The sequence below is a fragment of the Parasphingomonas zepuensis genome (assembly GCF_036663735.1).
Classification (GTDB): domain Bacteria; phylum Pseudomonadota; class Alphaproteobacteria; order Sphingomonadales; family Sphingomonadaceae; genus Sphingomonas.
Window position 1 is genome coordinate 1 of sequence record NZ_JAXOJO010000001.1, and the last position, 22,611, is coordinate 22,611.

A 22,611-nucleotide genomic window follows, 5' to 3' on the forward strand; every position below is an offset into this window, starting at 1 on the left:
GTCAGAAACATCCAATCCTGCATAAATCGTCATCGGTCATCCTCCTGCCGTGGAGCACCTGCCAGGCGACTCCGTACTCTGCAGGAGGATGGCTAATTCAATTACACAATGTCCCCGAATTCCTAGTGTCCCCGAATTCCGAGTGTCGCGGCCACGCCTTGAGGTTGATGCCTATCAGAACCCCCTCACAAAAACCCCTTCGCCCTCAGCTCCGCAAACGCTGCATCCAGGATCTTCCGCGACCGCGCCTGGGCGTTCTCGCTGTCGCGCATCATCACCAGATGCTTCCCGCTATAGGTGTATTCCAGCAGGCGCTTGTTGGTGGCGGTGTCCATCAGGATGAAGCGGATGTCGTAGAAGCGCCAGGCGCCCGACAGGGTGAAATTGGCGGGAAAGACGATCAGGCGGAAGCGCGCCTTGGTAGTGCGCTCGTCGGCCAGGTTGCCGCCGATGGTTTCCGCCACCGGGACGGCCCTTGAATCATCCCCCACCTGAGTCTTCGCGGCGACGAATTCGTCCTTGCCCTTGGCGCTCTCCGTATAGCGGAGGATCTTGCTGGAGATGCCGGCGGCGTTGAGCCGGGTGGTCAGATCGTCATCGAACTGATCGAGCACCTTCGGGGTATATTCATTCTGCCGAACGTCGAGGAACGAATAGACGTAGACGAAGGAGCCCGACAATTTGGCGGGGAGCGGATCGGTGCCCGGGGGCGGCGCGACTTCGGCGAGGGCGGCGGGGCGCGGCGGAATCGGGGCGTCCGAATAGAGTTCCAGCAGGTCCTTTTCCTGCGCGTAGAGATTGGCCTCGCGGTGGGCCAGCTTGTAGCCCTGGTTCGCGATATCGCGGATCGCCGTCTGGTCGAGATTGAGCAGCGGCTTCATCGACAGCTCGTAAGCGTGGACCCTGTTGATGAGGGCAACGCCGCCGGGCGTTCGCGCGAAGGCGACCTGAGCGGCTCTGAGGCGCTGTTCCTGTTGTGGAGTAACGCTCACCTGCGCGACGAGCTGCTGCATCGAATCGCCGGGGCGCACCACAAGCTTGAAGTCGCTCGCTTCCTGGACGGAAGGGGCGAGCAAACGGGCCAGGCGCGCCAGTTCGGCGGGGCTGAACTGAGCGGCCATATAGGTGCGGACCTGATCCTGGCGCGCCTCCACGATCTTCTTCATCTCGACATCGCAATGGGCGGAGGATGCCTTGACCATGCGATCGACGATGCCGGGCAGCGCCTTCTCGATTTCGGGCATGCCGGGGTCGCGGGCCAGTTGCGTGCGGAAGGCGGTGTCGCACAGCTCCCGGCTGATCGGGAGGATCACAGGACGCGGCACGAAGAAGTCGGCCATGATGTCGAGCTGCTCGGCGCGGGTGAGCGGGGCGGCGGCCGGGCGTGTCTGCGCCGGCGAGGCCACCGGCAGCGCGAGAAGAGCCCATGCTGCGAGATGCGCGAATTTCATGTGTGACGTCCCCCCGGTGGGGACTTTAGTTGAATTGGGCGCGGGCTCAAGAGGTTGGCGGGGATTTCGGGACGTTACTTGGGCGTTATGGTTTTGGTGGAGGGCTGGCCAGCTTGACGTGTTTCACCCCGCCGCCAGCCAGGGTCGTCGCCTGCTGGCCGACCTTGCGATGAAGTGACCCTCACCGTAATTCTCCTGGGTCTATGTTGCTGATTTGTTCCGATCCTGCTATCGCTTGTGCCCAGCTTGGACGGACGGGAAAGCGCAATGAAGCTAGCTTGGGCGATGTGTCTGCTGGTGTTGCTGTCGGGCTGTTCTAGCGCAGTGAAGCCGACAGCCAAGGCGACCACAGCGTCGTCGCCGTCGCCGTCAGCATCATCGCCCGCAGAGGGCGTGATCAACATTCCGGACGAATATCCCGATCCACCGATCACCATCACACCGAAGCCGGGGCACATCGCCGTGCGCTCGACGGTCCGCCGCTATGCGTTGATCGCCACTGACACCCTGCCGCGGATCGAGCCGGGAACCAACACCAGCGAGAAAATGTGGGATTGCGATGGGTGGGGTCTGATCACGCCCGCAACAGCGGGCGGCAAGGCGGCCAGGGCGCTGGGCTGGCGCGTGACGGGCGAGCAGCCGCTGGGCAGCCTCACCGCGGTGACGATCCTGCGCCATTATTATTCCATGCCCGGGGTGCCCTGCATGCCGGCGACCATCAATATCGTGTTCTACGAGGGCGATGCCGTCGTGGCGATGCTGCATCCGGCGCGCGGCTTCTGGTGGCTGGTGCCCGACGGTCTGCAACCCATGAAGGGCGGCGCGTTGCGGGTGGCGACCAGCTTGCCGGCCCCGCCGATCGGCGACCTGACCCTGTCGGGGAACGTGCTGCGTCTGGACGAGACGGCGCCGTTCGACACGGTGTGCGACGGCCATGTCCGCTTTCCGAACCTGTTTCACAAACCGATCGAGGAGGCGCGGGCGATCCTGCTGCAAGGGGGGTGGAGGCCGTATCGTCCGAACGGCCCGATCGACCGCGAGCGCAACAGCCACGAATATGTGACCTATTATCGTGAGGGCATTACCGAGATCGACACATGCGCAGTCGATAGCGTGGGACAGTGCCTGTTCTATTACAGATCGCCCCGCGGCGTGCTGCGGCTGATGACCGGCCAGATCAACGGTGAATATGGGGACCGCGTGATCGATTATGGACTGCAATGCCGCGACCGCGCCGGCAAGCTGGCGCGTGCCCCCTGGAGATGAGCGGCCGCCGCGTCTTCGGACCGTCGCGCGTGATTACGGGGGCGAGTTACTTCACCTCTGAAACGTGTGCGCCAATCGCCCCGCGCCCTTCCGCTCTCACCATTTGCCGCCAGCGTCTTCGATCGCCACGAGCAGCGCGCGCTTGCTGGCGGTGCGGCGGGTGCCGGCATTGCGGGGCATGACGGGGTTGCCCGCGGCGGCGCGGCGCAGCAGGACTTCGCGGCCGAAATCCGCGAGCGGTGTGGCGGCCTTTTCAGCCCTGGAGGATGTCGAGGCCATGATCGCCGCCGCTTTCGTATCTGATGCGGCGTTCAAGATACTCCAGATCGGCATCGGGAAACAGGCGAAGCAATATGCGTGCCTGTTCGAGCATGTCGGGCGCAGTGCCGGAAGCGAACTGACCGATACGATCTGCGATCATGTCTTCGAGCGACAGGACCGCAGCAATGCCGTCCGTATCGAGGGAGAAAAGGCGCACGCGTTCGCGCTCGGCCATCCCGTCGAGAAGGCTCGCGGACACGATCTCGAAGCCGAGATGCAGATCGGGATGAATCCAGCCACGCGTTGCCTTGCCGGGGCCGGACGGGCGGACGAAGCCGAGGCTGCGCAGTTCTTCCTCGAATTCCTCCTGTCGCGCGGTAACGATATCGAAATCGCCGGTGGCGATGGCGCTGGCCGAGTAGAGCTCTACCGCTGCGCCGCCGACCAGCACCGGGGCGGCGAAGCCACGGGCCTTCATGGCTTCGCTGGCGCGCGCGAAGAGGCGGAGGGCGGCTTCGAATTCGGGTCGGTATGGACTGGTCATCCGCTGCTTGCCCCTGCCGTTCCAATACGTCGCGTAGCCAGTACCTGAGTTCGTGTGTCCCCCTCACCCTTCCCATCGCTACGCGATGGGCCCCTTCCCTCTCCCACAGGGGGAGAGGGAGATTTTGGGAGATACTTTTACTCCGCCGCGACGCTCTGCCGCCCACGCTCCAGCAGGGGCGCGAGATAGTGACCGGTGAAGCTGCCCTTGGCCTTGGCGACCTTTTCGGGCGTGCCTTCGGCGACGATCTCGCCGCCTTTCACGCCGCCTTCCGGCCCAAGATCGAGCACCCAGTCGGCGGTCTTGATGACGTCGAGATTATGCTCGATCACCACGACCGTGTTGCCCTGATCGACCAGCGCGTGGAGCACTTCGAGCAGCTTGCGCACGTCCTCGAAATGAAGCCCGGTGGTGGGCTCGTCCAGGATATAGAGCGTCTGGCCGGTGGCTCTGCGCGACAGTTCCTTGGCCAGCTTCACGCGTTGCGCTTCGCCGCCCGACAGAGTCGTCGCCTGCTGGCCGACCTTGACGTAGCCGAGGCCGACCTCCGCCAGCATCGCCATCTTGTCGCGGATCGGGGGGACGGCCTTGAAGAATTCGACCGCATCCTCGACCGTCATGTCGAGCACGTCGGCGATGCTCTTGCCCTTGAACTTCACCTCGAGCGTCTCGCGATTGTAGCGGGCGCCGTGGCACACATCGCACACGACATAGACGTCGGGCAGGAAGTGCATCTCGATCTTGAGCAGGCCATCGCCCTGGCATGCCTCGCAGCGGCCGCCCTTGACGTTGAAGCTGAAGCGGCCGGGCTTGTACCCTCGCGCGGCGCTTTCGGGCAGGCCGGCGAACCAGTCGCGGATCTGGGTGAAGGCGCCGGTATAGGTGGCCGGGTTGGAGCGCGGGGTGCGGCCGATCGGCGACTGATCGATGTCGATCACCTTGTCGAGATATTGCAGGCCAGTGATCTTCTCATACTTGCCGGCGAGCATGCGCGCGCCGTTGAGCTCGCGCGCGGCGGCGGCATAGAGCGTGTCGATGGTGAAGCTCGACTTGCCCGAGCCCGACACGCCCGTGACGCAAGTGAAGGTGCCGAGCGGGATGCTGGCGGTGACGCCGCGCAGATTGTTGGCGGTGGCGCCGACGACGGTCAGCTTCTTGCCATTGCCCTTGCGCCGCGTCGTGGGCACCGCGACTTCGCGCGTGCCGTTGAGATAATCGGCGGTGACGCTGCCCTTCGCCTTCAGGATATCGTCGAGCGTGCCCTGGGCGACGATCTCTCCACCATGGACGCCGGCGCCGGGGCCCATATCGATGACGTAATCGGCCGAGCGGATCGCATCCTCGTCATGCTCGACCACCAGCACGGTGTTGCCGAGATCGCGCAGGCGGCGGAGCGTGGCGAGCAGCATGTCGTTATCGCGCTGGTGCAGGCCGATGCTCGGCTCGTCGAGCACGTAGAGCACGCCCGAAAGGCCGGAGCCGATCTGCGAGGCGAGGCGGATGCGCTGGCTCTCGCCGCCGGACAAAGTGCCCGAAGTGCGATCGAGGTTGAGATAATCGAGCCCGACATTGTTGAGGAAGCCGATCCGTTCGAGGATCTCCTTCAATATGCGTTCGGCGATGGCGTTTTGCTGATCGGTGAGCTCGGCCGGAATCGCGGTGAACCAAGTGAGCGCATCGACCACCGAGAGATGGGTGACCGACGAGATGTCGCGCATGCCGATTTTGACCGCCAGCGCCTCCGGCTTGAGGCGGGCGCCGTGGCACACCTCGCACGCGGCGCTGCTCTGATATTTGGACAGCTCCTCACGCATCCAGGCGCTTTCCGTCTGGAGCATGCGGCGGTTGAGGTTGCCGATGACGCCCTCGAACGGCTTGCGCACGTCGTAGGATTTGCGGCCGTCGACGAAGGTGAGCGTGACCGGCTTGCCGGCGGTGCCGTGGAGGATGATCAGCTTCACTTCGCCGGGGAGTTCCTCCCACGGCGTATCGAGGCTGAAGCCGAATTCGCGCGCCAGGCTGCCCAGCACCTGCATGTAATAAGGCGAGGGCGGATTGGATTTCGCCCAGGGCACGATCGCGCCCTTCTTGATGCTGAGCGCGTGGTTGGGGACGACGAGTTCCTCGTCGAACAGCAATTTCTCGCCGAGGCCGTCGCAGGCCGGGCACGCGCCCTGCGGCGCGTTGAAGGAGAACAGGCGCGGCTCGATCTCGGCGATGGTGAAGCCGGAGACGGGGCAGGCGAATTTCTCGCTGAAGACGATGCGGTTGTCCGGGATGCCGGTGTTCTTCATGCCGCCTGAGGGCTTCTCGGCCTGGACGAGGCTTGGGTTATCAGACGCGGCGGCCTGTGCTTTGGTCGCCCTCACCCTCCCAGCCTTTGGCTGGGCCCCTCCCTCTCCCGCTGGGAGAGGGGTTGCGCCTTCCGCGACGAAGGTTTGCGGCATTTCGCGCAGCGCGTTGTTCTTGCCCCGCTCCCCTTCGCTTAGATTTGCCACCGTCGTATCGACCAGGTCGACATAGGCTAGCCCTTCGGCCAGCTTCAGCGCAGTCTCGAAGCTGTCGGCGAGGCGGGTGGCCATGTCCGGGCCGACCACCATGCGATCGACCACGACTTCGATGTCATGCTTGTATTTCTTGTCGAGCGCGGGGGCTTCGTCGATCTCGTGGAGTTCGCCGTCGATGCGGACCCGGGTGAAGCCGGCCTTCTGCCACTCGGCCATTTCCTTGCGATATTCGCCCTTGCGGCCGCGCACGACGGGGGCGAGCAGGTAGAGCCGCGTGCCCTCGGGCAGGGCCATGACGCGGTCGACCATCTGGCTGACCGTCTGCGCGGCGATCGGCAGGCCGGTGGCGGGCGAATAGGGAATGCCGACGCGCGCCCAGAGCAGGCGCATGTAATCATAGACTTCCGTCACGGTGGCGACGGTGGAGCGCGGGTTGCGGCTGGTGGTCTTCTGCTCGATCGAGATGGCGGGCGACAGGCCTTCGATATGATCGACGTCCGGCTTCTGCATCAGCTCGAGGAACTGGCGCGCATAGGCCGAGAGCGACTCGACATAGCGGCGCTGCCCCTCGGCATAGATGGTGTCGAAGGCGAGGCTCGACTTGCCCGAACCGGACAGCCCGGTGATCACCGTGAGCGTGTCGCGCGGGATGTCGATCGAGACATCCTTGAGGTTGTGCTCGCGCGCGCCGCGCACGGAGATGTGGGTCAACATAGACCGATATGTTCCATATTTGTTCGGATGGGGCAAGAGGATGCTGCGGCGATATAGGAGCTCACGGCCCGGGTTTCGAGCGGCAGCCGCGTAACGATTTCGCGCACGGGCGTGATGGCCGTCACGCGGTGGGGGGCCCGGTCCGGTTCATGGATGGCCGTCAACCCATGACAGGAGGAATCCATGGCCGACGTTAAACTCGATGTGAAAGTCTCGAACCTCGAAAAGGTGAAGGGATATGCGTTCGTATTCCGCGGCAAGCCGGTGAGGATCACCAGCGGTAAGGGCACCATCACCTGGGACGACACGGAGACCGAATGGCTGAGCTGGCATATGGTCGGCGACCCGGGCGGCACCATGGACGTCGAGGTGTTTCGCGATGGAACGGTCATCAGCAAGCGCATCGGGTCGAAGATCCCGAATTCCCGTCCTGCTGGTTTCGACGAGATTCCGATCCCTCAGATTTTCGCAGGCGCTGCCACTTCCGCTCCGGATAGCGAAAAGTGAAGGCCCGGCTCGGTATCGCGGCGTGTGCGTTGCTGTGCATGCCTGGTCAGCTCCCCGCACAACAACGTTCAAGTGGCGAGGCTCAGGTCGCCGCGCGCGACAGCGACGGCGTGACAGGCTCACAAAAAATCGCAGGCGGTGTCGCGAACGGGCCCACCGACCGTGCACTGGGCAGCAGCATTGTGCCACAACTTCAACTGACCGCGAGCGCGGACGAGAAGCGCGTGGAGTTCGCCTGGAGTTTCGCCCGTTCGGAAACGGCGACGACGGATCGCCTTTTCTACGACCAATTCACGTTCAAGGTCGCGACCGAACTCGACAAAGACGATACCAAGACCACCCTGCTCGACCTTGACGGGTTTCCCGGCGGCACCGAACTGAAGTTGAACTACACGCGATTCAGCGGCGCAATTTCGTATCCGAAACAAGGTTTGCAGCGGCAGTTGGACGACGAAGCAGTCAAAATCGCGCAAAAACGTTGCGAAGAAAAATATTCGGGCGGCCCGCCCGCCACGATTGCCAAGAACTGCGACTTTGCCGGCGGCCGCCTCCAAAACGAATCCAAGAGCTCGCTTATCGAGACATACGCGCCTGAGTTGTTCGACCGGACGTACGCCTTTTACTATCCCAACACGCCCTTCCGCTTCTACGGCGTAGAAGCTGGCGCCAATCAGGACATCTACAAATATCTCGACCGGAACACCTTCACCGTCAAGAAGGCTTCAAAATACGGTTTCAGCGCAACCGTATTCGGAGGGTTCTTGTGGATCAACCATTCCAGCTCGCTCACCGCGTCGTTCACCTACGCCCGACGCTATGAAGCTCAGGCCCCGGTTTCTTTATGCCAGGCGATCAACGCGACCCAGACTCAATGCCTGACTGCACCGGATGGCGCGCCCGCAACATCGCGTAGCGCCGTTTTCACGGTCGACGGCCGGAAGAGCTTCGGTTTCGAGCCGGGCGCGCGCCACTACGCCATCGCGCCCAGTGTCAGTTATGATGTCAAAAACCGCGTGTTCGGGGTGGATGTACCCTTTTATCTCGCGAGCGATGGCGAAGGAAAATTGCGAGGCGGAGTGCGTGTTGGCTATGTCAACGCTCCCAAGATCGGCGGCGGCCGCGAGGACGACGCCACGATCGCGCTATTCGTGGGCGTGCCTTTCTCGCTTTTCCGATAATCCCCGGATCCTTCAAAATACGGAGTTGTACCGCCGATGCCGCCAATCCGGTGGCATCGGCACACCGCGACCCTAGCCCGGCGGCGGATTTTGGATCAGCCTGAGCGCCTCATCGGGGGCGGGGGAGAGTCATGGACGCATTATGGGCGCATCACCGGACGGTACTGGCCGTCGGCATCGCCGCCACCCTCACCGGCTGCATCAACACCGCCTATCGCGATTCCATCGGTGAGTTCGGCACGCTGACCAAGGCGTCGGTCGCGGTGCAGGATCAGCGGCTGACGGCGCTGGCGGCGGCGGAGAGCGAGCGCATCCATCAGGCTCTGGCGGACAATCATGTCGATCTGCGCCTCTCGCCGCAATGCGCGCAACTGCTGCTTGCGCCCGATCCGAGCGCCACGGCACCGCCCGCGCCGTGCACGCTGATCGACGCAACCGGCAAGCCGATCGAGAAGATCCCCACCTATTCCAACATCAAGGCGCTCGACCAGGCGCTGTCGGACTATGCCGACAACCTGATCCTGCTCGCCGCGGACACCACCGAGGACCAGGCGGCGTTTTCCGACTCCGTGAACGGGCTCGCCACCTCGCTCGGCAATCTCGACGGCGCGATCCGCAAGGCGACGGGCGCGGCGCCGGGCAGTTCAAGCGCGAAGATCGGCGCCATCGCCGCGGTGGTGGCCAAGGCGGGCGGTCTGCTGCTGGCGGCGGAACGGGGACGCGTGCTGAAGAAGATCATCATTGCGGGCGACACGCTGGTGCAAGAGGCGACCGCGATCCTGTCCGACGTCGACGACCGGCTGAACCTCTATGACGGCACCGCGCTGCTGCAGGCGGCGCTGGCCGCGCAGGCGGAGGCATCGCGCCTTGCCGCAACCGGTGCGCCGCCCGATCAGGTGCGGGCCTCCCAGGACGCGCTGTTCGCGCGCGTCGCCGACTTCAACGCGCGCAGCATCGAACAGCAGCGCTATCTCGCGATCGGCAAGGCGCATGCCGGGCTCGCCCAGGCAGCGCGGACCGGCAACACGATCGATTTCGAAGCGGCGATCAGCGCAGTGATCGATCTGGCCAGCGTCACGCACGGTGCCGTCCAGGCGCTGAAGACGAAGGAGGGCGAGTGATGGCGACTCAGCTCAAGACGCTCGGCGCCTGGGCGCAGACGCGCAACACGCTGGTGCAGGACCTGACCATGTCGATGCAGGTGCTGCAATCGGCGCCCTTTTCGGACGACCCAGACTCCGATTTCCAGAAGGCGACCGCGACCGATACCCAGATCCTCGAAGCGTTGCGGCGGCATGCCGTGCTGGGCATCGAGCAGATCGACGACGCGATCGCGGCGGGGCCGCTGGTGGAGCAGATCAACGCACTGTCCAAGGCAGCGAAGAAGGAGGCCGACCGGATCCAGGCGATCGCCCGCACGATCGACGATATCGCAGGCGCGGTGGACAAGGTGACGGGGGTGGTGACGAAATTCGCCGCCCTGCCCTTCATCGGCGGTTCTGGCTGAGCCGTCAGGCTGCGGCTGATGGCATCGAGCGGCAGTTCTCTACTGTCGAGAAGAACGGTGCTTCGACAAGCTCGGCACGAACGGGAGAGGGGACCATCCGCAAGCCTCGGGGCACAGGATTCAGGGTGTGGCAGACGCCTCGACATAGCGCGTGTCGGTGGGCCCGATGCCGGTGATGTAGAGCGTCACCGGCGTGGCGCCGGTGTGGGCGAAATGGGGCGCGTCGGCGGCCTCGGCGTAGAAGCTGCCGGGCGGGAGCGGCTTGAACGCCGCATCGTTCGCCACCTCGCCATAGCCGAAATACCAGGTGCCGGAGACGACGGTGGCGGTGCGATCGTCGCGGTGGCGGTGGGCGGCGATGCGGGTGTTGGCGGGGACAGTCAGCGCGATGGTGTAGAGGCCGGGCCTGGTCGGATCGCCGGACAGGATGCGGGTGCGGATGCCGGCCACGCCGGAGGTGCCGGCGCCCGCCTCGATCGCGGGCAGCGCGGCGATGTCGGCGGGCGCGAGGCGGAGTTGTCCCTCCCCCTGCCCCGCCCCGTTCTGGGCCGCGGCGGAGAGCGGGAGCAGGGCCGCGGCGAGCAGGAGGAGGCGCGGGATCATTTCGCGGGGGCCAGGAAAGCGCGGACCGCGGTGACGGTGGCGCCGGGGTTTTCCTCCATGATCCAGTGGCCGGAGCCGGGGATTACGCCTTCCGTGACGTTCTCGGCACCGGCGCGCATCACCACGGCCATGGTCAGGCCGAAGCTCTTCTCGCCGCCGAGCGCGAGGACCGGCATCTTGAGCTTGCCGTTGGCGGCGAGCCAGGCGCGGTTGTCGATCGCGTCCTGATCGAAAGCGGCGAACTGGGCGAAGCCGGAATGCATTGCGCCGGGCAGGGCGTAGAGCTTCGCATAATGCGCGCGCGAGCCTTCGGTGAAATGCTTCGGATCAGCGGAGAATTCGTTCCAGAAGCGATCGAGGTAGATGCGCTCGCGCCCGGCCACCAGCCGCTCCATGTCCGGCCCGCCGAAGCGGAAATGCCAGAGCAGCGGGTTCTTGAGGATCTCCTCCCACGGGCCGACCCCGGGCACCGGCGCGTCGATCAGCACGAAGCGCTTCACCCGATCGGCATGAAGCTCGGCAAAGGCATAGCCGACCATATTGCCGATATCGTGCGTGACGAGATCGACCTGGCCGGTGACCTTTAGCGCATCGAGCACGCCGAGCACGTCGCCTGCCTGGTTCTTCTTGTCGAAGCCGCCGGCCGGTTTCGAGGACAGGCCGAGGCCGCGCAGATCGGGCACGATCACGGTGTGGTCGCGCATCAGATCGGCAGCCAACGGCGCCCACATGTCGCCGGTCTCGCCATAGCCGTGGAGCAACACGACCGCGGGGCCCTTGCCGCCGACGCGGACGTGGATGGTGGCGCCGTTGCTGGCGATTTCCTGGGTGTGGAAAGCGACGGGATAAGGCGGCACCTGCGCGGCGGCAGGCGCGGCCATCACCAGAGCTGCGCCGGCGAGCATCAAGGAACGAAGCATATATTTTCCCCTGTCGGGAGCGCCGGTGGCGCCCCTCTTCGAGGGTGAAAATGATGGCAATCTATCGTTCGGACTAGTAGGATTAAGCTGACTCTTGTGTCCGGGAATCCCGAACGATGCTGAAGCTTGACGGCCTTGCCGCGTTCACCGCGATCGTCGAGGCGGGATCGATCAGCGCAGCGGCGCGGCAGCAGGGCCAGGCCAAGTCCGTGGTGAGCGAGAGGCTGGCCGAGCTGGAGCGGACGCTGGGCACAAGGCTGATCCAGCGAACCACGCGCAAGCTGACTTTGACCGAGGACGGCAACACCTTCCTGCCAAGAGCGCAACAGATCCTGTTCCAGGCGCGCGAGGCGACGGCCGAGATGGCGGCGCGGCGCGGCACGCTGGCGGGGCCGCTGCGGATCTCTGCGCCGGTCGGGTTCGGCATCCTGCATCTCGGACCGGCGCTGAACCGGTTCCTGCGCGACCATCCCGAGATCGACCTGACGCTGGAGCTGGACGACCGGTTCGTCGATGCGGCGGCCAGCGGGTTCGATGCGGTGATCCGGCACGGGCCGGTGGGCGATACGCGGCTGGTCGCGAAACGGCTGGCGCGGACGCGGCGCGTGCTGGTCGCCGCGCCAGCCTATCTGGCGGAAAAGGGGCATCCGACCGCGCTGGCCGAGCTTTCGGGGCACAAGGGCATCCTCTACGCCTATCGCGACGCCGACTGGCGCTTCGCTGGCGCGCAGGGCTGGACGGTGCTGCGGCCGCGCGCGGCGCTGCGCGTCAATAACGGGCTGGTGATGCGCGACGCGGCGCTGGCCGGGCTGGGCATCGCGCTGCTGCCGACCTTCTTCGTGCACGAGCAGCTGGCGAGCGGCGCACTGGTTGAAGTCGCGGTCGGATGCGCGGCGGAGGGCGCCGAGCTGTTCATCGCCTATCCGCGCGACCGCAGCGCCTCGACCAAGATCGCCGCGCTGACCGCGAGCCTGAAGCGCAGTTTCGGCGATCCGCCTTATTGGGACCGGGCTAAGATCACCCCTTCCGGCGGAACGGGATGACCAAAGTGGCGCGCTCGACACTGCCCGAGCGATCGAGGAAATAGACGGTGAAGCTGTCCGGCCCGGTGCGCAGGAAAGTGATGCCGTCGAAATAATAGCCGGCGCCGTCGCGGGCGAGCAGCGGGCGATCGACATAGGCACTCTGAGCTTCCCATCCGGCGAGCGCGGGCGTGAAATGCTTGACCCGGACCGAGAGCGACCCGCCGGTTTCGACGAACACGCTGATCTCGTAGAAGAGCACGCCCTGCGGATTCACTGCCCGCACGAAGCCGGGCATATGGCCGAACGCCGCCGACAGGATGACATGCTCGACCGGCCCTTCCGGCATCGCGCCGATCCAATGGCCTTCGATCCATGCCATGTCGGCGATCGTCGCGGGCGGCGGCGACCGGCGCGGATCGCGCAGGCGGATCATCGCCCGCGGATCGGTTTGGGCGAAGGCGGACGCCGGCGCGGCAAGCACTGCGGCGAGACCGCACAGGATCGTGCGCCGTGCGAGACCGTCAGCCGACATGATCGTGCGTCCCGATCTGGCGCAGCATCCTGAGCGAGCCGTCAGCGCCCTGGCGCCACAGCCGCAGCCCCCCGCCCTGCGTGACGCCGGAGGACCCGCCGGCCCGCCAGGCGACGCTGAACTTGCCATATTCCAGCACATAGCCGCCGAAATCCTCGAAGCCGGTATTCCAGACGCGTACTGAATCGAACGTCACGCCGCGGCCGGCATTCACATAGCCAGCCAGATACGGGCGGATCTCTTCGATCCCGATCCTGGGCTTGTTGGCGAACGGCATGAACACCCCGTCATCGGCATAGAGCGCGAGCTGCGCGGCCACGTCATGATCCTGCACGGCGCGTGCATTGGCGCGGTTGCGGGTATCGAGCCGGGCGGCGAGCGCGCTGGCCGGCGCCGTCGGGGGCGCTTCAGCCGGCATCGCGACCACGAAGGATGCCGGATCGGGCAGCGGCCGGAAATAGCCGCGGACATCGGCCTTGAGCTTCAGCAAGCCATCCGGCCCGGGGCTCCAGACATTGATGTACTTGCCGCGCTCCTCCTCGAAACCGCGCCAAGCAATGGTGAAGGTGCCGGTCTCGACCAGGACGCCCCGGCCGAGATCGATCACGTCTTTCATCACCGGCACATAGTCCGTCACCCGGCGGCGGCCGAGCATGGCGCGCTGATAGGTGGCGATCCGGGCGCTGCCGTACAATGCGGGCTGATATTCCGGCATGCTGATCGCATCTGGCAGGTACAGGGCGGCGAGCGCGTCTGCATCGCCGGCGATCATCGCCGCGCCGAGCCGCCCATGCGCGGCAACGACGCGATCGCGTGGCGTGGTCGGCGGGCCGAACAGCAGGTGCCGGGCGAAGAAGGGCAGGACGTCGGTATAGACGCGCCCGTCCTCGCCCCAATGCCGGTCGCGAAAGCCGCCGGCATGCTCCTCCGCTTCGTGGGGCACGCCGAATTCGGTCAGCAGGTGCGACAGCGCCTGGTTGCCGGCGATGTGATCGGCGATGGTATCGCCGCGGCCCCAGTCGATCTTCAGGGCACGGAGCGACTTCAGATTGTCGGCATAGGCAGGGACGAGGGACGTCAGGTCCATGCGTTCGTGGAACCGCGCCATGACGGCGCTGTCCACCACGAGCCGACCATCCACACGCCGCGCCGGCGGATCGAAATAGAGCGGCGAGCGATCGGGGTTCGGCGAGAAGGCCTGGTAGATCGACGTGAAGATCCGCGAAAAGCCGTCATCGCCGAGATCGTCGAGCGACCGGGCGCGGGCAAGCAGATCGAAGTTCGGGCGGCTATAGCTGGTCTGGACGCCGGGCCCAGTACCGACCGCCTGCAGCGCATAGACCGCGCCGAAGACTTCGGGGTGGCGCATGCCGAAACGGATCGCACCATAGCCGCCGACGCCGTCCCCGACGACGCCGCGCGAATCCCGGGCGGCCAGCGTGCGATATGTCCGGTCGACCCAGGGCACGAGCTCGCGCACCATGAAATCCTCCCAGTTCCCAGTCGCGGAGGAATTGACGTACCAGGAGCTCCCCGCCGGCGTGGCGAAATCTGCCGTCACCACGATCACCTCGCCGATCACGCCGGCGCCGATCGCCTGGTCGAACAGGGCGCGCGCGTCGTGGCTGGCGAAGGGCTCGCGATGATCCTCGAAGAAGTGGTTGAGGTAATAGACCACCGGGAAACGCCGCGATCCGTCCGCATAATGCGGCGGCAGATAAACGGTGACGTTGCGCAGCGGGGCTATGCCGATCCGGCTCGCGGCGAAGCTGGTCGAGGGGAGCTGGGCCGTAACCAGCCGGCTCTGGGCGTGGGCCGGAGCCGCGAACAGCGCCAGCAAGAGGCAGAGAAACAATCGAACACGCATGGCCACCCTCCCGCTATGATGCAGCGCCACTGGGCAGGGACGAGCGTTCCGCGGCAAGGCGTCGTCGCCAGGCGGGACCCTGGGCTCGCCCGGCGGGATCAGCGCGCGAGGTAGCGGTCGATCGGGGCGCGATAGCGCCGGCTGAGCCGCAGCTCGGCACCGCACGTCAGGCGCAACAGCGCATCGCCGTGCGTGGCTGGGCGGAGCTCGGCCAGCCGGTCGAGCCGCACGATCGCCGAACGGTGGACGCGGGCGAACGCGGCCGCCGGCAACCGCGCCTCGAGCGAGGCGAGCGATTCGTTGAGCAGGGACGCCCGGCCATCGGCATGGACCTCCGCATAGTCGCCCGCCGCCGCAATCCAGTCGATCCGGTCGAGCGGGATCAGCCTGATGCTGCCATGCGCACGCACGACCAGGCCGGGCGGATCGGGCAGCCCGCCCAGCATCGCCCCGAGCCGGGCGGCGCGCGGCGTGTCGCTGGCGAGCCGGCGGCGCACGCGCTCCAGCACGCGGCCGATGCGCAGATCGTCGAACGGCTTGAGCAGATAATCCAGCGCCTCCACCTCGAACGCGCGCACGGCATGTTCGTCATAGGCAGTGACGAACACGGTGAGCGGCATTGCCTCGAGCCCAACCGCCGCGATCACGTCGAAGCCCGTCATCTCCGGCATCTGCACGTCCAGGAACACGAGATCAGGCCGCAACGCCTCGATCGCCGCGACCGCCGCGGCGCCGTGCCCGGCCTCTGCCACCACCTCGAACCCGCCATGCGCGGCCAGCGGCGCCGATACGGCGCGGCGGGCGAGCGGCTCATCATCGACGATCAGCGTGCGGATCATCGCGGGACCCGGATCGTGACGCTGAAGCCTGCACCCGGCGCCGTTTCGACGGCGAGCGACTGACGATCGCCATGGAGCTGGCGCAGCCGGCGGCGTGCATTGCCGAGCCCGACGCCCTCGACGATCTCCCCTGCCCCCTTGCCGTCGTCAGCGACGACCAGCCGCAAGTCCGCGCCATCCAGCCCGGCCTTGATCGTCAGCGTGCCGCCGGCGACGAGCGGCGCGATGCCGTGCCGCACGGCATTCTCCACCAGCGGCTGGAGCAACAGGCTCGGCACCGGAACCGCCAGCGCCTCGGGTGCGATGCGCCGGACGATGCGCAACCTCGAGCCCAGCCGTGCCTGCTCGATCGCCAGATAGGAGTCCGTGAATTCAAGTTCCTCGGCGAGCGCGCCGCGCTGCGCCCGGTGCTGATCGATCGACAGGCGCAGCAGATCGCCAAGCCGCGCGATCAGCCGCTGCGCCATCACCGGATCGTCGGGCACCAGCGCCGAAATCGCGTTGAGCGCGTTGAACAGGAAATGCGGCTGGAGTTGCGCGCGGAGCGCCGCCGTCTCGGCCTCGGCCAATTGAGTTTCGAGCCGGGCGGCGGCGACCTCCCGGTCGCGCAGCGTGCGATAGGCGCGGGCGCCGAGCACGATGCCGACGATGATCGCGTAGATCATCAGCTGCACATGCACGCTGCTGGTGAGCTTGAGCAGAAGCAGATCGCTGCTCCACGGCGCCCAGGCCGCCCGGCCATAGACCATCGCGTTGAGCGAGGCGTAGAGCGCCGAATGCAGCACCGCGACGCACAGACCAGCGCCGAGATGGATCGCGAAAAGCAGGGGAATGCGCCGTTCGTTCGCGAAACGCCGCGCCACTGCGACCACCAGCGGCGTCAGCACCGCCCAGGCGGAATACCAGGCGATGCCATTGCCGAAGGCGGGCAGCCAGGGTTGCGGCGTGCCGGCGGTACGCCCGGCGACATAGCTCTGCACCGAGGTGATCAGCGCGATGACCAGCCAGATGAGCCAGATGCCGGCGAACCGGACGAGGCCCATTGCCTGGGGCCCAAATCGGTTGGCCAGCGCGGTCATGGGCGAATGATGCCCGATCGGCCGGGCACTGGATAGGCCCGCGCCGAGCCCGGCACCGATCATGAGGCGAACGGCCATTTCCTTCGATATGGGTGCAGTTGATGGCGACCGATTTCCCCAACGGGCGTAGCATTGATCGGCATATTCTTGAACCGGCGAGTCGTCGTTCAAGATAAGCCGTCGTCCCCAATAATGGACCTGACGGCGCGCGTCGGCGTGTGTTCAGAACATAATAGAGGGAGTGTCGGGAAATGTCTTATATGGTAAAGGCTCGGCTTACGGCTCTCCACGGCGGCGCCGCGATGTTGCTCGCCATCGGTAGCCTCGCGCAACCGGCCGCGGCGCAATCCGCGGCTCCAACGGGCAAAAAGATCCAGAAGGCGCGGATCACGCCAGGGCGTTTTTTCATCGCTCAGCGCAAATCGATCCTGCAGCTGACCGCGCACGAACTGGCCAGCCTGCGCAAGGGCGTGGCGCAGATGAAGGCGTGGAACAGCGAACCGCGCGGCAGCGCCAATTACCGGCGGAGCTGGATCTACTGGGCGAACATGCATGCCTATTTCGGAACCGGCTGTGCCAATGTCTCCGGGCTGAGCGCCGCGGGCATGAGCGGGCTCACCGCCCAGGCGAAGAGCAATGCCGACGAGAACGCGACCTGGTGCACCTGCCAGCACGGCACCGTCCAATTCCTCACCTGGCACCGCATGTACCTCTATTATTTCGAGAAGGTTCTCCAGTCGGCGGCGGGCGACCCCAATTTGCGGCTGCCCTTCTGGGATTACGAAGGCAATGCGCAGATGCCGGCCGCCTATCGCGAGCAGAAATACATCAACGCCAATGGCCAGAGCGTGGCGAACCCGCTCTACATCCCCAATCGCCAGGCGCAGCTGAACGCCGGCACGAGCAATCTCGCTGCCTCGGTCGTATCGACCACCAACGCGATGCAGCAGACCAGCTACAACCCGTTCAACAGCGCGATCGAACAGACGCCGCACGGCGCGGTGCATTGCGCAGTCGGCGTCGCCAATTGCCCGACCGGTTACATGGGCGCGGTGCCGGCGGCCGGAAACGACCCGATCTTCTACACCCACCACACCAATATCGACCGGCTGTACGAATGCTGGCTGAAGGTGAACCAGGCGGCGCGGCTGCCGAGCAATCCGTCACAACTTGCCCAGACCTTCAACTTCATCGACGGCACCGGTGCGCTGGTGACGCGGAAGGTGGGCGACATGCTCACCACCGCGCAGCTCCACTATAGCTATGCCGCCGGCGGCGGCTGCCCGGCGACGCTGAAGATCAAGCTTCCGACCCTCTTGCTGCAGGAGCGGCCCTTGCGCGTCTATCAGGTGACCGGCGCCACCCCGCTGCGGCTCGGCACGACCGTGGTGCCGTTGAAGATCGCGCCTGATGTCCGCAAGGACATGCTGGGGGCAGCGCCCCGCAACGGCGAGACGCCGCGATCGGTGCTGGTGATAGACGGCCTGGCCTATGACGAGGCGCCGGGCGTGCTCTACGAAGTCTATATCCAGGGCAGTGGCGGCAAACGCGTGCTGCTGGGCGTGATCAATTTCTTCAACCTGACGGCACCGCATGCCGGCCATGACATGGCCGGCATGGCCGCCAATGCGCCCGACGACCAGAAGACGTTCGACGCGACCGAGGCGCTGAAGGCGCTGGGCGGAACCGACACCGCGCTGGTGATCGAGCCGAGCAGCGGCGTGACGGGCACCAGCCCCGACGCGGCCGCCAAGCAGATCAGCCCGCGCGCCAATGTCCGCTTCCGCTCGGCGCGGATCGAATTGCGGTAAGACGCCGAATTCCGGCGGCGGGCGGCCTTTTCCGGCTTCCGCCGCTGGTTTTTCCAATCACTGCGCCCGTTCCGGCGGACGATCCGGCAAGTTTCGCCGCCCTCTTGTGAATGACGCAGTGCAGCATACACTGTTTCAGGCGACTCGGGGGACAAGACATGGCGGGATCGATCTTCAGGCGTTGTTTGGCGAGCGGAGCGGGCGGACTGCTGCTGGCGGCATCCCCGGCCACCGCGCAAATCGTCCATGACGGCGCACCGACCGCGGCAATCGCCGGTTCGGTTACGGTGCCGCCCGGCGCGACCACCCTTTATGTCAGCGGCCTGCTGCCCGATCCGATCGCTGGCATGGCGGAGAGCGATCCGGGCCGCTGGGGCAATACCGAGGTCCAGTCCCGATCCGTCTTCGCCAAGATCAAGACAGCGCTCGCCGCGCACGGCATGGCGCCGGGCGATGTGGTGATGATGCGGGTCTATCTGGTTGCGCCGGCCGGCGCGACGACCATGGATTTCGCCGGGATGATGACGGCGTACAAGGAAGTGTGGGGCACCGCCGACCAGCCGCTCAAGCCGGCAAGGGTGACGGTTCAGGTGGCGGCACTCGCCGCCCCGCAATTCCTGGTCGAGGTGGAAGTGACCGCCGCCAAGCTCCCCGCGAAATGACAACGCGCCGGGCCTTCCTCCACGCGATGGGAAGGGCCGGCGGTTACAGCGCAGTGTTCCTGTCGATGCAGGCGATGGGCCTGCTGGCGACGCGCGCATCGGCCGAAACCAGGCTCGTCGCGCTGCCGCCGGGATCGGGCAAGGGAAAATCCGTCGTCATCCTGGGTGCGGGGATCGCGGGGCTCGTCGCCGCTTACGAACTGGGCAAGGCGGGATACACGGTGACGGTGCTGGAGGCACGCGGGCGCGTCGGCGGGCGCGTCTGGTCGATCCGCGGCGGCGACCGGATCGAGCAGATCGGGCGCGAGGACCAGATCTGCACCTTCGAGAACGGGCATTATTTCAACGCGGGCGCGGCGCGCCTGCCCACCGCGCACACCGTGATCCTGGGCTATGCCAAGCAATTCGGCGTGCCGATCGAAGTGATGGTCAACGTCAACCGCTCGGCGCGGCTCGATTTCGGCGGGCGCACGGTGACCGAGCGCCAGGCAGTGAACGACACCAAGGGCCGTTTCGCCGAGCTGATCGCCAAGGCGCTCGACCAGGGCGCGCTCGATGGCCAGGTGACGCTGGCGGACCGGGCCAAGCTGCGCGCCTATCTGGAGCAATGGGGCGCGCTCGATCCCAAGGGCGTGTACCGCGGATCGGACCGCTCCGGCTTCTCCGACAATCCCGGGGGCTATGCCAATCCCGGCGTGCCGATGGACCCGCTGACGCTCGACCAGATCATGGCCGACGGGTTCTGGGGCGGCGGGCTGACCTTCGAGGAGACGTTCGACCAGCAGGCGCCGATGTTCCAGCCCGTCGGCGGCATGGACCAGATCGCCCGGGCGATCCATGAGCGGGTGAAGGATGCCGTGCGGCTCAACACGCCCGTGAAGGCAGTGCGACCGACCGCCAGGGGCGTGCGCATACTGCTGCAGGATGGCGGCGCGGTGACGGCACATTATTGCCTGTGCACCCTGCCGGCGACGATGGTGAAGCAACTCGACATGCCGCTGTCGGCGGCGAAGAAGGCGGCGCTGGCCAACACCGTCTATATGCCATCGGCGAAGGTCGCGTGGGAGAGCCCGCGCTTCTGGGAGGAGCAGGGCATTTATGGCGGGCTGGCCTTCACCGACGCGCCGAGCCAGCTGATCTGGTATCCGAGCGGCGGGTGGAACAGCCCGACCGGCATCGTGATCGGTGCTTATGCGGCGGGTGGGCTCGGCGATGCATCGGCCTTTTCGAACCTGCCGCATGCCGAGCGGCTGCAGGTGTCGCGCGCGGTGATCGAGCGGATGCATCCGGGCAAATCGGCGCTGCTGACCAAGGGCGTGACGGTGGCGTGGAACGAGACCCCGTGGAGCGGCGGCATCGCCGCACGCTGGACGCCCGAACAGCGCAAGACCGATTATGCGGAGCTATGCCGGCCGGAGGACCGCATCTTCTTCGCCGGCGAGCATCTGAGCTATATCGGCGCGTGGCAGGAAGGCGCTGCCCTTTCAGCCCATGAGGCGATGGCGCTGCTCCACACGCGCGTCGTCGCCGACCGGCTGACCGAACGACAGGTGGCCTGAGGCTGGCAACTGGCCCCGGCCGAGCCGAAACCTCCGATGAACCACGCACCCAGAGCAGGTTAAGGCGCGTTGTGCGACTTCTGGCGCAGATTCACTGCCAGAGGAGGCATTCGCCATGGCTGGAAAAACCCGTATGTTGCTGGGCGCAGCAAGCGCCGCCGCACTGACCCTTTCGCTCGCCGCCTGCGGCCAGCAGGGGCGGCAGGCGACCATCGACGACCAGGCTACGGCCAACCAGACGGTCGCCGCCTTGCCGCCGCTGCCCGACGTGCAGCCGCTCGCCGCCGGGCCGGCTGCCCCCGTGCGCCGGGCGCCCGCGCTTGCCGCGCTGCCGCCCGTCGAGCGGCTCGGCTATGCCGATGCGCCGGACGATCAGCGCTATGCGTGGATCGACCGCGCCGACTGGATCAGCGACACGATCGGCGATGCGCCGCCCGATTATTATTTCGACTATGACGGCGTCGAGCCCTGGGCATGGGAGACGGGCAACGACTATTCGACCTATGCCGAGCCGATCGACGGCGGATATCGCTATTATTATTACGAGCCGGATGCGGACTATCCGTATCTCGTGCGCGATCCCCAGTACAGTTACGGCTATCGCGGCGGGCGGATCACGACCGTCTATGGCCGCGACGGCCGGCTGATCTCCGGAGCGGACGCTGCCCGACAGGCCGAGGCAGCCTCGCGCTATTATGCCCGGGCTCGGGCACTGCGCCGGGCGGCGGCCGAGCGCCCGCGCCGCGGCGTGGCGGCGGCGCAATGGGCGCAGCGCCGGCCTGAAATCGCGGCGGCCCGCACCGATTGGCGCGACGCGCGGCAGCGCGTGCCCGACTGGCAGGCCTATCGCCAGCGCAATTCGGCCGAGGACAGCCAGCGCCTGCAACCCGAGCGGGCCCTGCGCGAACGCGCCGCGCAGCGCTTCGCCACCTGGCAGCGTGAGGGCCAACCGGACCGACCGCCCCAGCTTTATACGCCGGAGCGGACCGGGCGCGACGAGCGGCCTCGCCAGCAGCAGGCGCGGCAGATAGCGGAACAGCAGCGCGCTCAGGCAGCGGCCCAGCGCGATGCCGCGCTTCAGCAGGATGCGGCCCGGCAGCAGCAGGACGCAGCGCGGCAGCAGGCGCGCCAGGCCATTGAGGCGCGCAACGGGCAGGTGCGCCAGCAAGCGCAGCAGCAGCAGCAGGTCCAGCGCCTGCAGCAACAGGCCGAACGACAGCGGGCGCGGCAGCAGGTGGCGCAGCGGAGCGCGGAGCAGCGCCAGCAACAGCTGAACCAGCAGCGCGACGCCCAGCGCCGGCAGGCCGAGCAACGCCTGAACCAGCAACGCGTCTCGCGGGAACAGCAGGTGCAGCAGCGTGCGACCCAGCAACGTGCCCAACAGGCGGTGCAGCAACGGCAGCAGGCGGAGGAGCGCGCGGCCCAGCAGCGTGTCGCTCAGCAGCAGCGGGCTGCACAGCAGGCGCAGCAGCGCCAGGCCCAGCAAGCCACGCAACGTGCGGCGCAGCAGCAGGCCACGCAACGCGGCCAGCAGCTGCAACAGCAACGCGAGGCACAGCGCCGACAGGCCGACCAGCAACGCGCCGTCGCCCAGCAGCAGGTGAAGCAACGCCAGCAGGCGCAGCAGCAAGCGGCGCAGCAACGCGCGGCACAACAGGCCGCCCAGCAGCAACAGCGCGCTGCTCAACAGGCTCAACGGGCGCAGCAGCGCGCGGTGGCTCAGCGGCCGCAGCCGGGCCAGGGCAACGGCAGGGATCACAATCGCTGACGTCCGCCGCA

General features: G+C 66.5%; 19 protein-coding genes and 2 pseudogenes. 10 read left to right on the forward strand and 11 right to left on the reverse strand.

All coding sequences use genetic code 11. From position 1 onward, the window contains the following. Window positions 1–185 precede the first annotated feature (185 nt). Complete coding sequence (locus U1769_RS00005; RefSeq protein ID WP_332710585.1) at window positions 186–1,451, reverse strand: hypothetical protein; 1,266 nt, start codon at window positions 1,449–1,451, stop codon at window positions 186–188. Window positions 1,452–1,718: 267 nt separating this feature from the next. Here U1769_RS00005 and U1769_RS00010 point away from each other — a divergent pair, with 267 nt between their 5' ends. Continuing rightward, entirely contained in the window at window positions 1,719–2,717 is a 999-nt protein-coding gene (locus tag U1769_RS00010) for a hypothetical protein (protein ID WP_332710586.1), read from the forward strand. A gap of 96 nt (window positions 2,718–2,813) precedes the next feature. Here U1769_RS00010 and U1769_RS00015 read toward each other — a convergent pair whose 3' ends face one another. The 4 genes and pseudogenes from U1769_RS00015 to U1769_RS00030 all read right to left on the reverse strand — a co-directional run. Beyond that, on the reverse strand, window positions 2,814–2,996 hold the full coding sequence (locus U1769_RS00015; RefSeq protein WP_332710587.1) for a hypothetical protein: 183 nt from the start codon (window positions 2,994–2,996) through the stop codon (window positions 2,814–2,816). Further along, window positions 2,971–3,522: a hypothetical protein gene (locus tag U1769_RS00020; protein ID WP_332710588.1), complete on the reverse strand. Its 552-nt coding sequence runs from the start codon at window positions 3,520–3,522 to the stop codon at window positions 2,971–2,973. The genes U1769_RS00015 and U1769_RS00020 overlap by 26 nt, the downstream gene beginning before the upstream one ends. Before the next feature lie 137 nt (window positions 3,523–3,659). Continuing rightward, window positions 3,660–5,786, reverse strand: a pseudogene (uvrA, locus tag U1769_RS00025) (excinuclease ABC subunit UvrA); the annotation flags it as partial. A 237-nt stretch (window positions 5,787–6,023) separates the two neighbouring features. Beyond that, a pseudogene (locus tag U1769_RS00030) lies at window positions 6,024–6,743 on the reverse strand (excinuclease ABC subunit UvrA); the annotation flags it as partial. 183 nt (window positions 6,744–6,926) lie between these two features. Between U1769_RS00030 and U1769_RS00035 the strand changes: the two are divergent. The 4 genes from U1769_RS00035 to U1769_RS00050 all read left to right on the forward strand — a co-directional run bounded on the left by U1769_RS00035 (window position 6,927) and on the right by U1769_RS00050 (window position 9,935). Further along, window positions 6,927–7,250: a hypothetical protein gene (locus U1769_RS00035; protein WP_332710589.1), complete on the forward strand. Its 324-nt coding sequence runs from the start codon at window positions 6,927–6,929 to the stop codon at window positions 7,248–7,250. Further along, on the forward strand, window positions 7,247–8,428 hold the full coding sequence (locus U1769_RS00040) for a hypothetical protein (protein WP_332710590.1): 1,182 nt from the start codon (window positions 7,247–7,249) through the stop codon (window positions 8,426–8,428). The genes U1769_RS00035 and U1769_RS00040 overlap by 4 nt, the downstream gene beginning before the upstream one ends. Window positions 8,429–8,559: 131 nt before the next feature. Further along, entirely contained in the window at window positions 8,560–9,549 is a 990-nt protein-coding gene (locus tag U1769_RS00045) for a hypothetical protein (protein WP_332710592.1), read from the forward strand. Next, window positions 9,549–9,935: a hypothetical protein gene (locus U1769_RS00050; protein WP_332710594.1), complete on the forward strand. Its 387-nt coding sequence runs from the start codon at window positions 9,549–9,551 to the stop codon at window positions 9,933–9,935. The genes U1769_RS00045 and U1769_RS00050 overlap by 1 nt, the downstream gene beginning before the upstream one ends. A gap of 120 nt (window positions 9,936–10,055) precedes the next feature. Here the strand turns inward: U1769_RS00050 and U1769_RS00055 are convergent, their stop codons facing one another. Then, on the reverse strand, window positions 10,056–10,538 hold the full coding sequence (locus U1769_RS00055) for a cupin domain-containing protein (protein WP_332710597.1): 483 nt from the start codon (window positions 10,536–10,538) through the stop codon (window positions 10,056–10,058). Next, window positions 10,535–11,458, reverse strand: coding sequence for an alpha/beta fold hydrolase (locus U1769_RS00060; RefSeq protein ID WP_332710599.1), 924 nt, complete (start codon window positions 11,456–11,458; stop codon window positions 10,535–10,537). The genes U1769_RS00055 and U1769_RS00060 overlap by 4 nt, the downstream gene beginning before the upstream one ends. A gap of 116 nt (window positions 11,459–11,574) precedes the next feature. On the opposite strand from U1769_RS00060, the gene U1769_RS00065 reads away from it, so the two are divergent. Next, a complete protein-coding gene (locus U1769_RS00065) occupies window positions 11,575–12,501 on the forward strand; it encodes a LysR family transcriptional regulator (RefSeq protein ID WP_332710601.1) in 927 nt (308 codons plus the stop codon). Here the strand turns inward: U1769_RS00065 and U1769_RS00070 are convergent. From U1769_RS00070 to U1769_RS00085, 4 genes are all read right to left on the reverse strand, one after another. Beyond that, on the reverse strand, window positions 12,476–13,015 hold the full coding sequence (locus U1769_RS00070) for a DUF6265 family protein (RefSeq protein WP_332710603.1): 540 nt from the start codon (window positions 13,013–13,015) through the stop codon (window positions 12,476–12,478). The two genes, U1769_RS00065 and U1769_RS00070, sit on opposite strands and share 26 nt — an antisense overlap. Continuing rightward, window positions 13,005–14,882, reverse strand: coding sequence for an alpha/beta hydrolase-fold protein (locus tag U1769_RS00075; RefSeq protein ID WP_332710604.1), 1,878 nt, complete (start codon window positions 14,880–14,882; stop codon window positions 13,005–13,007). The genes U1769_RS00070 and U1769_RS00075 overlap by 11 nt, the downstream gene beginning before the upstream one ends. Window positions 14,883–14,980: 98 nt before the next feature. Continuing rightward, complete coding sequence (locus U1769_RS00080; protein ID WP_332710605.1) at window positions 14,981–15,721, reverse strand: LytR/AlgR family response regulator transcription factor; 741 nt, start codon at window positions 15,719–15,721, stop codon at window positions 14,981–14,983. Then, complete coding sequence (locus U1769_RS00085) at window positions 15,718–16,878, reverse strand: sensor histidine kinase (RefSeq protein WP_332710607.1); 1,161 nt, start codon at window positions 16,876–16,878, stop codon at window positions 15,718–15,720. The genes U1769_RS00080 and U1769_RS00085 overlap by 4 nt, the downstream gene beginning before the upstream one ends. 173 nt (window positions 16,879–17,051) lie before the next feature. Between U1769_RS00085 and U1769_RS00090 the strand changes: the two genes are divergently transcribed. From U1769_RS00090 to U1769_RS00105, 4 genes are all read left to right on the forward strand, one after another. Then, window positions 17,052–18,611 carry a tyrosinase family protein gene (locus tag U1769_RS00090; RefSeq protein WP_332710609.1) on the forward strand — a complete coding sequence of 520 codons (1,560 nt, stop codon included), beginning with the start codon at window positions 17,052–17,054 and terminating at the stop codon, window positions 18,609–18,611. Between the two features lie 158 nt (window positions 18,612–18,769). Then, a complete protein-coding gene (locus tag U1769_RS00095; RefSeq protein ID WP_332710611.1) occupies window positions 18,770–19,273 on the forward strand; it encodes a Rid family hydrolase in 504 nt (167 codons plus the stop codon). Continuing rightward, the gene (locus U1769_RS00100; protein WP_332710614.1) at window positions 19,270–20,832 is read left to right on the forward strand and encodes a flavin monoamine oxidase family protein; all 1,563 of its coding nucleotides are present in this window, start codon (window positions 19,270–19,272) and stop codon (window positions 20,830–20,832) included. The genes U1769_RS00095 and U1769_RS00100 overlap by 4 nt, the downstream gene beginning before the upstream one ends. 115 nt (window positions 20,833–20,947) lie before the next feature. Next, window positions 20,948–22,600, forward strand: a complete 1,653-nt coding sequence (locus tag U1769_RS00105) for a hypothetical protein (RefSeq protein ID WP_332710615.1) — start codon at window positions 20,948–20,950, stop codon at window positions 22,598–22,600. Window positions 22,601–22,611 lie beyond the last annotated feature (11 nt).